This window comes from Porphyromonas sp. COT-290 OH3588 (assembly GCF_000769075.1).
Taxonomy (GTDB): domain Bacteria; phylum Bacteroidota; class Bacteroidia; order Bacteroidales; family Porphyromonadaceae; genus Porphyromonas.
Genome location: NZ_JRFC01000042.1, coordinates 1 through 11765 on the forward strand (window position 1 = coordinate 1; position 11765 = coordinate 11765).

Annotated in this window: 12 protein-coding genes and 1 tRNA gene; 1 reads left to right on the forward strand and 12 read right to left on the reverse strand. The window is 47.6% G+C overall.

The features are described from left to right. Positions 1 to 405: 405 nt before the first annotated feature. Positions 406 to 1293, forward strand: a complete 888-nt coding sequence (locus tag HQ48_RS08205; protein ID WP_044233065.1) for a DUF3078 domain-containing protein — start codon at positions 406 to 408, stop codon at positions 1291 to 1293. A 92-nt stretch (positions 1294 to 1385) separates the two neighbouring features. Here the strand turns inward: HQ48_RS08205 and HQ48_RS08210 are convergent, their stop codons facing one another. The 12 genes from HQ48_RS08210 to HQ48_RS08265 all read right to left on the reverse strand — a co-directional run bounded on the left by HQ48_RS08210 (position 1386) and on the right by HQ48_RS08265 (position 11759). After that, positions 1386 to 2132, reverse strand: coding sequence for a glycosyltransferase family 2 protein (locus HQ48_RS08210; RefSeq protein WP_044233067.1), 747 nt, complete (start codon positions 2130 to 2132; stop codon positions 1386 to 1388). 4 nt (positions 2133 to 2136) lie between these two features. After that, a complete protein-coding gene (locus HQ48_RS08215; RefSeq protein ID WP_044233069.1) occupies positions 2137 to 2556 on the reverse strand; it encodes an RNA-binding S4 domain-containing protein in 420 nt (139 codons plus the stop codon). Between the two features lie 25 nt (positions 2557 to 2581). Then, entirely contained in the window at positions 2582 to 3229 is a 648-nt protein-coding gene (locus HQ48_RS08220; protein WP_081969770.1) for a porin family protein, read from the reverse strand. Beyond that, positions 3226 to 4707 (reverse strand): LysM domain-containing protein, encoded by a 1482-nt coding sequence (locus HQ48_RS08225; protein WP_044233070.1) that lies wholly within the window; start codon positions 4705 to 4707, stop codon positions 3226 to 3228. The genes HQ48_RS08220 and HQ48_RS08225 overlap by 4 nt, the downstream gene beginning before the upstream one ends. Positions 4708 to 4771: 64 nt before the next feature. Then, positions 4772 to 5410 (reverse strand): WbqC family protein, encoded by a 639-nt coding sequence (locus tag HQ48_RS08230; protein ID WP_044233072.1) that lies wholly within the window; start codon positions 5408 to 5410, stop codon positions 4772 to 4774. Between the two features lie 38 nt (positions 5411 to 5448). Next, entirely contained in the window at positions 5449 to 6084 is a 636-nt protein-coding gene (gene lepB, locus HQ48_RS09095; RefSeq protein WP_052409035.1) for a signal peptidase I, read from the reverse strand. Positions 6085 to 6103: 19 nt separating this feature from the next. After that, positions 6104 to 7543, reverse strand: coding sequence for a signal peptidase I (gene lepB / locus HQ48_RS08240; RefSeq protein WP_044233073.1), 1440 nt, complete (start codon positions 7541 to 7543; stop codon positions 6104 to 6106). 25 nt (positions 7544 to 7568) lie between these two features. Next, on the reverse strand, positions 7569 to 8345 hold the full coding sequence (gene dapB, locus HQ48_RS08245; RefSeq protein WP_044233075.1) for a 4-hydroxy-tetrahydrodipicolinate reductase: 777 nt from the start codon (positions 8343 to 8345) through the stop codon (positions 7569 to 7571). Between the two features lie 260 nt (positions 8346 to 8605). Next, positions 8606 to 9616: an energy-coupling factor ABC transporter permease gene (locus HQ48_RS08250; protein WP_081969771.1), complete on the reverse strand. Its 1011-nt coding sequence runs from the start codon at positions 9614 to 9616 to the stop codon at positions 8606 to 8608. Between the two features lie 10 nt (positions 9617 to 9626). Further along, a complete protein-coding gene (locus HQ48_RS08255) occupies positions 9627 to 10541 on the reverse strand; it encodes a sirohydrochlorin cobaltochelatase (protein WP_044233076.1) in 915 nt (304 codons plus the stop codon). A 56-nt stretch (positions 10542 to 10597) separates the two neighbouring features. Next, the gene (fmt, locus tag HQ48_RS08260) at positions 10598 to 11548 is read right to left on the reverse strand and encodes a methionyl-tRNA formyltransferase (RefSeq protein ID WP_044233128.1); all 951 of its coding nucleotides are present in this window, start codon (positions 11546 to 11548) and stop codon (positions 10598 to 10600) included. A 136-nt stretch (positions 11549 to 11684) separates the two neighbouring features. Then, a tRNA-Pro gene (locus HQ48_RS08265) sits at positions 11685 to 11759 on the reverse strand. Between the last annotated feature and the right edge of the window lie 6 nt (positions 11760 to 11765).

Below are 11765 nucleotides of genomic sequence, written 5' to 3' on the forward strand. Positions count from 1 at the left end.
TTTGTAGATGGTTAGTGAAGGTCTAGACCACTACACTTCTTGTCAATATCTTATCTCACCTCATCGAAGCTCGGTCTAGTAATAGATCGAGCTTTTTTGTGTCAATATGAATGCGCAAAATGGAAGAAGCTAAGACATAGGCTCACGACAAGCTCCGTGCGGACCCAATGTCGCAAGTAACTTGAGCAGTTTACGTGTTATGATACATCGCCTTTTGGTTTTGTGTGTTATCCCATATAGTACTACTCGATGTAGCGATACTTCTAGTTCAGATTCATCTAATAATAAGTCTTTTGCCCTCTTTTTTGATCCTAAAAATGGGATATTCTCTTGTCGGATTAGGGTTTTTTGATTAATTTTGTGTGAATTTGCAATAAAGTATTTATATAGTAAGATAAAACTAAAATGAAAAAGATCTTCTCTATTTTGGCACTTGCAGGTGCTGTGACTCTTTCGGCTCAAGCTCAGGAAGAGAAGGATAGTAAATGGACGCTCAAAAATGTAGGTGGCATCAATCTTGCCCAGACCTCTCTGACTAACTGGGCAGCTGGGGGTGAGAACTCTGTGGCTTGGAATGTGTACTTTAATGGTTCTGCCAACTATAAAAGCGATCGCTGGAGCTGGGACAACGGTATCGTTGCAGACTTCGGTAAGACCTATACTTCTAGCAACAAGTGGCAGAAGAGCCTCGATAAGCTGAACCTCAATACCAAGGTGGGTTATGGTATTAGTAAGCATTGGAACATGTCGTTCTTGGCAGATTTCCTTACGCAGTTTGCAGAGGGGCACAAGAATGCAGCCGCTGCGCTCAACAATGAGGCGCCAATCTCTAAATTTATGGCACCGGGTTACCTTACTACTGCGCTTGGTTTCGACTATAAGCCAAACTCCAACTTTTCTATGCTGATGTCACCTGTGACTGGCAAGCTCACCTTCGTGACGGATAAGGCCCTCTCCGATGCAGGTGCCTATGGCGTGCAGAAGGGTAAGAATGTGTTGGCCGAAGTCGGAGCTTCGCTTGTGGCTAACTACAATCAAAACATTACGTCAAACATCAACCTCATCAGTAAGCTAACCCTCTTTACTGCCTACAACAATAACTTCGGCAACATCGATGTAAACTGGGACGTGATGGTGTCCTTCAAGATCAACAAGTATCTGGCTGCCAACTTCTCAACTAACCTCGTGTACGACGACGACATAAAAACTATTGATGAAAAGACCAAGATGCCTCGTGGAGCCAAGGTCCAGCTTCGTCAGGTGCTGGGCTTAGGTGTCACTTACAGTTTGTAGGCGATAGCTTCTCCCTCTCAGCATGTAAAAAGCCCCTCAAAGGATAAGGTCCTTTGGGGGCTTTTTGTGTGTAGATTTTGTTTAGGCCGTTTTTAGTCCCTCAGTGCGCGTAGCACAAAGCCGATGTGGCGTAGTAATGTAGGGAGTAGGCCATAGTGGCGGCGCATCACATCGAAACGCTCTAGTAGAGATGCTCTGTGGTTGGCAGTAGTAGTTCCCTCATTGAGGTAGAGTGAGAGAGGACTGTCAATGCGCTTATAGAGTTTGGCTTTCTTCATTAGGCGAATGCACCAATCGACATCAGCAGAGAACCGATAGCGTAGATCATAGCTTAGAGCCAGCTCACGTTTAGCAATAAAAGACTGGTGACAGACTAGCATACCCCTACGGAAGCTCCGCCAATTAAGCTCCTTAGGTGGGCGTAAACGTCTAGGCCCAATAATCCGATCCTCGGCATCAATGAGCCAAGTATCACCATAGATCACATCAGGCCAAGTGTGGTACTCGCCACAGGCTTCGGCTACCAGTAGCTCTACTACTTTGTTGTGGGGGAGTGCATCTCCAGCGTTGAGAAACCAAACATAGTCCCCAGTGGCATATTTTATCCCCTTATTCATTGCATCATAGATCCCCTTGTCAGGTGCGCTATAGATATGTGCTGTCGGCATATATGTGTGCACAAGCTCTAGGGTGCTATCGGTAGAGGCGCCATCAACTACGATATATTCGATAGCTGGATAGCTCTGCTGGGCGACTGAGCGTAGGGTACGCTCTATGCTCTTCGCCGCATTGTAGCAAACGGTAATAATGGATATAGTAGGCGCCGTATGCGTGTTCATAGGTTTACTCCCAGTCTTCGTCCCAGTCGAATAGATCCAAGCCTGAGGGGAGGTCTTGGCTGAACTGATCCAGATCTCGACGCTCTTTTTTTGTCGGGCGTCCCAGGCCTTTGGCTCTATCAACGAACCCAGAGATACGCTGTAGCTCTAGGATATCGTACTGCTCTCGTGGGGTGATATTTTCCATGTATTCGGGTACAAGCTTGGCGCCTACTCGATTATTGAGCAATGCTAGCACACGAAATGAATACTCAATAGGAGGTTTGCGTACCGAAACGATATCGCCAACTTTAACGCTTCTGGCGGCCTTGGCAGCCGATCCATTGATGCTTACTCGGTTTTTCTTGCATGCATCAGTGGCAATGGAGCGTGTCTTGAAGATACGTACAGCCCACAGCCATTTATCTACTCTTACTTCTGACATAATAATTACGATCGAGCTTGACCGACTACTTCAGACGAAAGAAATAGTTGAAGGTAAAGCCAAAAATCATTTCCGCCGACTGCCCATAGTCGTCTTTGCGTTGATTAGGCCAGATATCTCCAAAGCCATATGTAAATCGCCCTTCTAGCTCAAGACGATTATGGGTGCCGAGTATTACACTTAGCCCCGGCCCTCCGCCAAGCCCCCAGAAAAGCTTGTTCTCTACTCGGCGTTGGTAGCTGGTATTACCGACAGCTTCGGTCTGTTGGGTATCTTCATCGAGGTTGTACCCAACGATAGGTCCAGCATTGACGAAGATGCGTGCTGGGCCATTGCCGAGGTACAGCTGAGCCAGTAGAGGCACCTCTATATAGGTCAGATTACGTTGGTAGGCCTTATTTGCATCATCGAAGCGTACCTTCCACCCCGTGCGCATATAATTGACCTCGAGCTGGGCTGATGCTCCACGCTCCACCTCGAAGCGAAGGGCTATCCCACCACGCTGACCGAAATGAGTATGCTGTCTGATAGAGGGGACGAATAGAAAGCGGCTAAACTGCACACCTCCTTTAGCTCCGATCCACCAAGACTGGCGAAAAGGTTTTTTTTGCTGCCCGAGAAGAACCGAACATAAGGTCAGGCCTAGTGCTAGGGTGTAGAGATGCTTCCTCATAGTGAGATGCGCTGGATAGACCCATCTTGAGCATAGGTCACAAAGTAAAATTTCATATTACCAAAACCATTGGCCTCCACCATACGATCTAGTTCGATATCCAACTGTAAACCATCGGAAGGTAGTAGGTGCGAGTGCGTGGTAAGCTCCAAGCCTAGAGAAGCGTACCCACGGATAAAGTAGCGGGCCATATCGTAGCCCAGTACACTAAATTTGGGGTAGTTGTTACCCGTCTTCTTGTTGAACCAAGCTCTATACTTGGTCAAGAACAGCTTGCCATCGGGCGATTCAGGATCGAAGAAAAAGCTACTATATATAGTGGCATTGTACTTACGAGCCTTTGAGAGGAAGTCTGTTCCATAGCTTTGCCACTGCGGATAGCCGAAAATCGTACAATTATTGTGGCTAATGGCAGAGAAGAGCTTTAGTCCAAGATCTCGACTACTTGATACGGGTACAACGACAGAGCGTGCTGGGAGGTCATTGACAGTGGTCTGTCGATCAAGATCAATATAGCGGACGTCGCTCCCGGATTGCTTTAGTGATTTTTTAAGTTCGTCGGCGAATGGCTCTTCTCTGTCTTGGTTGCGACCAGCTAAGTAGATCTTATAACCATTGTATTTGTCTAGGAACTTGGGGATCGCACGTGCGACGACTTCTCGGGCAGGCTGATTGATACGGATGAAGTTGCTAGCCTTCAGATTGCTGTACTCTTGAGAGCTGAAGGGAATTACATACAAGCCCTCTGATGGCATCTTACTAGCGATAAGTTGGATCTGATCGTCCGATATGCCACCGATGACTAGGTCATGCCCGTAGAGAATGCCCGACGAAACGTGATGTTTTAGTGTGTTCAGGTCGGGGATATCAAGTGCAGTTAGGTTAATGGATATTCCATCTTTTTTTAGGTCGTTCATGCCCATTAGGAAGCCTTCGTAGAACTCTACATGTCTAGGCATACCCTTGAAGGGGAGCATCAGCAACACTTTGATTGCCTCTCGTTTGGCTTTGTGTTCCTCTCTCTCTTCGTGACTCAGACTATCGGTAGTATGTGTTGTGGTAGAGGCAGGAATGCGTAGCTCTACTCCGATGGGGAAATGGCTTGCACTGATGCCGGGATTGGCACGTAAGAGCGCTTCTTCGCTGATGTCGTACATGCGACAGATTCTGTAAACCGTTTCTCCTGCTTCTATGCGATGTGTGCGTGTCTGTTGGGAAGCTATCTCCAGACTATCTAGCGTCGAGAGCACCATTAGTTTGTCGCCGTCTTTGATTTTATCCTTAGCCCATGGATTGAGCTCGTAGACTTTCTCTACGGATGTCCCATATCTCTGTGCTATGCTGTACACAGTTTCGGACTTGCGCACAATATGCTCCACAAGCCGACCCTTATTGGTTTGCCCTAGTCCTGCTTGAGAGATGCTCCAGCAGAGGATAAGCAGGAGCGTTACCTTGAGTTTAATACCCTTGATATTCATTCGGAGAGTCTAGAAGTTATTATCTTACAAATGCACAAATTTACACAAAAACACCATACTCTTCTTATTGCTTAGGTGGCACAATACTCTCGTGCAGGGCTATTAGAGCCTCAGGCCCCATATTGAAGAGCAGATCTAGTATGCTTGCATTAGGCACGAAGCCATGCCTTAAGGCAAAGGGTTGGTAGTAGGGGGGAGCTACGAAAGTAGGATCTGCCTCAGTGTGTTTCGGGCGAATACGATAGCGCCAATCATCCGGGCTGTCTGTTGGTGCTAGATAGTCACTTGTTTCTCTCAAACAAATGTCCAAATCAATCATAGAGGCTATTAGCTTGATCATAGATAGATTTAAATCCCATAGATGCACCCATTGGCGCTTTAGCTCTGCCTCTATGTCGTCCCAGTAGTATTCGAAGAAAGGACTGGGACCGTATGCTGTGCGTATGGCCTGTATGTGGGATCTCTGCCAACTACCATGACTAGAGAGCCTCAGCTCTCGAATCGTTTGTTTACGACCTGCACCGTGCTCAACTGGTATGGAGAGTATCTGAGCTCCTCGGGCTTCGACGATTAGGCAGCGACTGCGGTAGGTTTGTTTGACGAAGCTCTCGCATGCCTCTAGATATACCGGCCCTCCAGAGGCAGCGTATAGCTTGCTGAAATATTGTATGGGAGGGAAATATGCAGTAGAGAGAAGTGTCATCAGAATTGATAATAGACTACGTGAAGTGTAGCTAGATATTAGAGGTGGAAGAGTACAACAGCCTCTATTTGCTCGGCAGAAATGATTCCGATGTGTCTAGAGTCTGGGGTTTGGTTTAGGTTGTCCAAAAGAAGCCAATAATAGTCGTGCGCAAAACCGAAACTCTTGAGCTCCGCTCCTTGTATGTATGGACGCCCTTGCCTCCAAGTGAGTTCGGTCTTTACATTATCTAGCTTGATCTCCTGCTCTATAGCTTGTCGAAAGGCAACCGATTGTAGCGGGTCTAGTGCGGTACGTTCGCCTGCACGAGGTAGGCGCAGGCTATAGGTAGTTGTGTCACTCGTGTTTGGATATGAGTGAATTGCCTCTCCAGAGCGAAAGAGCTTCCCAGAGCGATAGGTAATGCTATCCCCAGGTAAGGCGACTATGCGAGCTACGGAGAGTTTTCCTCCACCGTGCGATTTGGGTAGCCTAAAAAGAACAATATCTCCTCGTCTAGGGGATAAGAACTTAATGCCAAAAGCATAGCTGCCAGAGGGAATAGTCGGCGCCATGGTCTGACCATCTATTCGTATAATAGATAAGATCATAAAGCGAAGAATAAGTACTACTACTAGTGTTAGTAGTGGCCATGCTCCGTAGCGGAGCCAACTTCGTTTTGCGATCTGATTCATACGGAAACCAAGTTAAAGTCTATTCTCCTGTAATGATGGAGAATAGTCTACTCCAGCGGATGCGACCAGAGAACCAACTCTGCTCGTCGTTAAGCGACATCCAAATAAAAGCCGGTTTGCCCACGATATGGTCCTCGGGGACGAAGCCCCAAGCACGGCTATCGGCAGAGTTGTGTCTGTTGTCACCCATCATGAAGTAGTAATCTTGGCTAAACGTGTAGTGCGTAGCTGGTTGTCCGTCGATAAGAGCCGTACCATCGGCTTGCACCTCTAGTCGATGTCCTTCGTAAGCATGGATACAGCGAGCATAGGTTTTGAGATTGTCTGGAGTGAGTTCTACTCTGAGTCCTGCACGTGGTATCATAAGAGGGCCATAGTTATCTCTATTCCACCCTTTATTTAGGTCAAGAGGGTAGACGAAATCTCCCTCCATTTGGGGTAATTGCTCCACGATGATTGCCTTGACGTACGGTTCAGAGCCAAGCTTCTGCTTCATCTCTTGCGTTAGTGGAATGTGATAGAGACGTCCATATCTATGGCTATCGTCTATTGGTTTGAGGCCCGTTTGTGCTGTGATGACACTGTCGGTAGCTGAGTTGTCTGAGGCAATGGGTACCTCGCTTACATCTCTATAGTTGATTTCGAGAGCATCAAAGATCTCTTTGCCAATGGCTGTTCCATTAGTCTGTACAAGGTAGTTGAGCTGTAGGTACTTGGGATTTACGAGGGCTTTGCCGTTGATGTATACCTGATTGTTTATAATCTGAATCGTTTCTCCCGGCATTCCGATGCAACGCTTTACATAGTGGTCGCGCCGGTCTATAGGGCGGTAGACAACTTCGCCAAACTCCTTAGGATTATTGTGAATAGCCTCTCTACCGTAGATCTTGCATAAGCTGTAATAGTCTGGGTTAGGCATACGCAGAGCGACAGTATCGCCTGCAGGGAAATTGAAGACTACCAAGTCGTTTCGTTCCACTTTGCCTAGTCCTCGGAGTCTGTGGTAGCCTAGTGTAGGGGTCTCGCTGTAGGACTTGTGCCCGAAAATTTCATTATGAACTAGGGGGAAAGCTAGAGGTGTCATTGGCATACGAGGACCATAGCTCAGCTTATTGACCCATAGATAATCCCCAATAAGCATCGTTTTCTCTAGAGAAGAGGAGGGGATGCCAAAGTTTTGGAAGAAGAACGTGGTCAAGAAAGTTACCCCGATGACAGCGAAAAGGATGTCATCCATAAGCTTACAAACAGAGCGAACGATGGGGTATGGGCTATTGCGATACCAGCCCCAGTTGATAAACTTGGTGAAATAGTTATCAATAATTAGAGGCAGAAGAACAAGCCAACCCCACCCTGCCCAAAAACAGAATAGGGTGTAGGCTACGACAATAATAGCGCCCACAATATATCTACGCATACGTTTACTCGAACTCTCGGCTGGGTCAATATATCTTTTCATCAAAACTTAGTTCAAAATAAAATGGTTAGGTGTTTTGCTTATTGTCTTGCGTCGTGCTAGAGCAGAGGTAGTCCATTACGTCTTGCATGCGATGTGCTCCATAATGTGTGCTGGCATACTCAGCCGCGACAACGGCGCCTAACGCAAAGCCTTCTCGGCTAAAGGCCTCGTGTTCTAGAGTGATTTTATCAACAGAAGAGGTATAAGCTAGGCGGTGGATTCCTGCGACTTCTCCTTTTCGGATTGACTTGATCGGTAGAATGCCCTTCTTAACTTCATCTTCCCCACAGAAGGGTGACCAACTAGATAAGTCTGCTCGTTCCGATAAAACGGTTTCAGCCAATGTAATAGCAGTACCGCTGGGAGCATCAAGTTTGTGGGTATGATGTATTTCCTCGATAGAGAGGCGGTAGCCAGAGATAGACTGCATTAGACGAGCCGCTTGCCTATTTAGTTCCCAAAACAGATTGACGCCCAAACTGAAGTTGGAGGACCACAAGAAACTCATCGTCTTGTTGTGTGAACATAACTCTTGCAGCTGAGCAACACCGTCAGTCCAAGCAGTGGTGCCAGATACGACGGCTACTCCTCTTTCCAGAGCTCTGTGGCAGTTGGTGTATGCTGCCTCGGGCGTGGTAAACTCAATGGCTACATCAGCCTCGGCTATTAGTTCATTGTCCAGAATATTTGTATCAGCCTTGTCTATACGTAGGACAATCTCGTGGCCACGTTCACGAGCTACCCGCTCTACCATTTGCCCCATACGGCCATAGCCAATGAGGCAAATCTTTAATGATTTCATATTTGATTATTTCTAACTAACTGAAAGGTCGCAATTAAACGACCATCTGCTAAGGCAAAGATACTTAATCATCGCTACTTGAGAAAGAGTGTACACTATAATGTCTAGAGAAATCCTGCTCAGAGAGCCTACCTTCAAGTTTACTCATGTGTCAAACTAGATAACGAAGAAGGTGCTGTGACTGAATAAAAATCCAGACATAGCACCTTCCTTCCCTCTTGGGTGAATTTTAGGGAGGGCTAAATACTTCTCTCCCGAAGTTAAGGTTGTTTCATGCCTCTACGCTTAGCGAACAGTCTATATCCCCAGATGAATAGAGCGATCCCTAGGGTTGCTTGTAGTACGAATAGCCAAGGTTCGAGAGCTTCGCTTGGTTCGTAGCCCTCAAATAGAGGCATAGGCATATAGTCTGGCGCAAGAGACTCAACCGTTGCTCCTGCACGATCGTCTGAACCCTCTCCGAAATCAATATAGGCGCTGAGTATAGGTGCTGTAAGGCAGATGAGAGCACCAAGGCTGAGTAGGAACTCGCGTATGCCGAAGACTGGCTTGGACGAGGTTGTGATACTTGACGTCGTAGAGCTACTGGTGCGTTCGAGTAAGCGAATGACGGCGAGTGTCATGCCCCCTTCAAGTAGGGATAATGGCACTTGTGTGACAGCGAAGATGGACATAAACTTCGTAAATGCTGCCCATATTCCTTCTTGGGCATCTGGGAAAACAATAGCTAGCTGTAAGGAGGTGGTTACATAGGTAGCCATACTGCCGATGAAGGCAGCAAGGAAAATTCCGATGGACTTGCCCAAGTTTAAACGACGGCACAATGTATAGATTGCGTAGGCTACCAATGGCCCAGCAATTGCTAGCGAGAAGACATTAGCCCCGAGTGTACTGATGCCGCCATGGGCCAGTAGTAACGCCTGGAAGAGTAGCACAATCACCCCGATCAAAGGCATAGACATAGGGCCAGAGGTGAGTGTGCCGAGGGTAGTTCCCGTTAGGTGAGAGCTTGAACCAGTCACCGAGGGGAGCTTGAGCGCAGATAGGATGAAGACGAAAGCCGTGTTGAGAGCAAGCGTGATGCGTTCCTTAGGCGAAGACTTGAGCTTGCGACTGATAGTACGATAGCTTAAGATCACGAATGGAAGCGACACTAAGTACCAGAAGATACACCAGCCTAGAGGTAGGTATCCTTCCATGATATGCATCGCATGGCTTGGGCTAATGGTTAGCGTCAGTACGAGTACAATTAGATATAGTTTACGTAGCATAGCGGTTTCGTTATTGAGTTTGATTGCTTAGTTGATGCCTATCTCTCGCCTCGGCTCTCAGCAGGTGGTTTACCCAGATTTGGCAAATCTCATCATAGTCGCCAAGTCCGTGCATATGGCTATTTTCTTCTTCTGCGCAGAACCCCTCGTGTAGCAGACGGCTACGCCAGCTCTGCTCTTCCAGAGGCTCGTCTTCCTCCCATTCACCTACCATGTCATTGAGCGCATGGTCGCCAGCCACAGACATCAGAGGTAAGAAGTTGATAGTCGCAGGTGGCGGGCAATGTTGGTGTAGATGTTCCGATACATGCTCGTACAGCATGGATTCGTAGTCCACAGTCCCAATCACGATTTTGGGGTCAAGTGATTGCAGATAGGCGTTGAGCTCGTTGTACTTACTATTGGCTATGGGGAATTTATCCGTGTGGTTGCCATGCCCCATAAGTACTAATCCCTCTCCTTTGCTTAGCCGATTGGCAAAAGCTGTATATAGAACGTCCCCTACCGATCTGATATCCTCATTGTCGTATAGGAGAGGCTCCCCAACTACCACAGATATATCTGGGTACTTAGCCGAAAAAGGAGGAAGGTACCGATCATATATAAATGAATACTCTAGCCCGGGAATGATGTGCAGACTCTGGATACTGACGTGCTTGTATCCTGCTGCTCCGATGGCATCAAGCCATTTGTCGGCAGGGTAATATTGCTCGCCGCTCTTCTGGAACCAGCGTTTCATACACATACCAGAAGTAAAGGCCATAAAAATATCTCGATGGGGGAAGGCATCGGCAAAATACTTGCGGATACGGGCGAAGGTACGATGTGGCCCGGGGTATGTGCTCCCAAAGGTTACTAGTAAGAGGGCTTCGTTAGACGATCGGGTAAGCTCCGAGGGAGATAAAACTTTTGCGTGAAGATCCATTTAGTTATGTTTTGATTCCTTGGCAAATATAGTAAACAGTTTGTTAAGCTGAGCCTTTACCTAAGTCCGTTGAGATATGCGGACGTGGGCATTGATTTCTTCCCTGCCGGCTGTAGTTGTGTGATGCGTAGCACACCCTCTCCACAGACAACGTCTAGGTGTTTCTTACCTATGATTACGACTTCTCCCACTGCTTTGCCTAGATGATCAGCTGTAGGCTCAATTACCTCACAGGCGTGTAGCTTGTAAGTTATGGCCTCGTCAAGTAGAGGGAGCCGAAGCTCAGTCCATGCACAGGGGTAGGGGTAAAGACCTCTTACGAAGTTATAGAGCTCTCGTGCTGGTTGCTTCCAATTTACTTTAGTATTCTCTTTGGTGAGTTTAGGTGCCTCTGTTGGGGGCTCGTCCATAGTTTCCTGAGCTGTCACACTGGGTTCTGTTTCAAGGAATAGGTCTACAGTCTTGAGTAGAGTCTTGGCTCCAAGGTGCATCATGCGGTCGTGTACTTGTCCTGTGGTTTCATCGGGGGCGATGGGCATGCGTGTCTGTAAGATGATATCCCCCGTGTCCAGCTCATGCTTGAGTCTAAAGGTTGTGACCCCTGTCTGTGTATCACCGTTGATGACTGCCCAATGTATGGGGGCTGCGCCTCGATAGCGAGGGAGTAGTGAGCCGTGCAGGTTGATAGTGCCTAAGCGTGGTAGGCTCCATACGATTTCTGGAAGCATACGGAAGGCTACGACTATTCCTAGATCAGGAGCAATCTCTCGTAGTCTATTGACAAAGATCTCGTCCTTGAGCTTCACTGGTTGTAGGACCTCGATCCCTACGCTCTGTGCGTAACGTTTGATATTGCTCTCTTGCAGCTTCATGCCTCGGCCTGCCGGTTTATCTGGCATGGTGACGACAGCCCTAACATTGTATCCTCCCTCGACCAGTGCCTGCAATGATGGTAGGGCAAAGTCTGCAGTCGCCAGATAGACGAGCTTAAAGTCTGTCTTGTTCATCTGTGCTATAAGTGATGTATTGCGGTTGGCTATGAATAGTAGATGCAAAGTTAGAGATTTGTCTGCTGAATCTCTACTATCTACGCAATAAAGGAAAGAGGGCGTGTCACTTTTCAGACACACCCCCCTCGCTTTGTCGGGATGACTGGATTCGAACCAGCGACCACACGCCCCCCAGACGTGTACTCTAACCGGGCTGAGCTACATCCCGCTCAAT

Excerpts from the sequence above, each read along its gene's own strand:
- lepB (WP_052409035.1), bottom strand. The coding sequence starts at position 6,084 with ATGAATCAGATCGCAAAACGAAGTTGGCTCCGCTACGGAGCATGGCCA.
- dapB (WP_044233075.1), bottom strand. The coding sequence starts at position 8,345 with ATGAAATCATTAAAGATTTGCCTCATTGGCTATGGCCGTATGGGGCAA.
- lepB (WP_044233073.1), bottom strand. The coding sequence starts at position 7,543 with ATGAAAAGATATATTGACCCAGCCGAGAGTTCGAGTAAACGTATGCGT.
- fmt (WP_044233128.1), bottom strand. The coding sequence starts at position 11,548 with ATGAACAAGACAGACTTTAAGCTCGTCTATCTGGCGACTGCAGACTTT.
- HQ48_RS08250 (WP_081969771.1), bottom strand. The coding sequence starts at position 9,616 with ATGCTACGTAAACTATATCTAATTGTACTCGTACTGACGCTAACCATT.
- HQ48_RS08215 (WP_044233069.1), bottom strand. The coding sequence starts at position 2,556 with ATGTCAGAAGTAAGAGTAGATAAATGGCTGTGGGCTGTACGTATCTTC.
- HQ48_RS08210 (WP_044233067.1), bottom strand. The coding sequence starts at position 2,132 with ATGAACACGCATACGGCGCCTACTATATCCATTATTACCGTTTGCTAC.
- HQ48_RS08205 (WP_044233065.1), top strand. The coding sequence starts at position 406 with ATGAAAAAGATCTTCTCTATTTTGGCACTTGCAGGTGCTGTGACTCTT.
- HQ48_RS08220 (WP_081969770.1), bottom strand. The coding sequence starts at position 3,229 with ATGAGGAAGCATCTCTACACCCTAGCACTAGGCCTGACCTTATGTTCG.
- HQ48_RS08255 (WP_044233076.1), bottom strand. The coding sequence starts at position 10,541 with ATGGATCTTCACGCAAAAGTTTTATCTCCCTCGGAGCTTACCCGATCG.
- HQ48_RS08225 (WP_044233070.1), bottom strand. The coding sequence starts at position 4,707 with ATGAATATCAAGGGTATTAAACTCAAGGTAACGCTCCTGCTTATCCTC.
- HQ48_RS08230 (WP_044233072.1), bottom strand. The coding sequence starts at position 5,410 with ATGACACTTCTCTCTACTGCATATTTCCCTCCCATACAATATTTCAGC.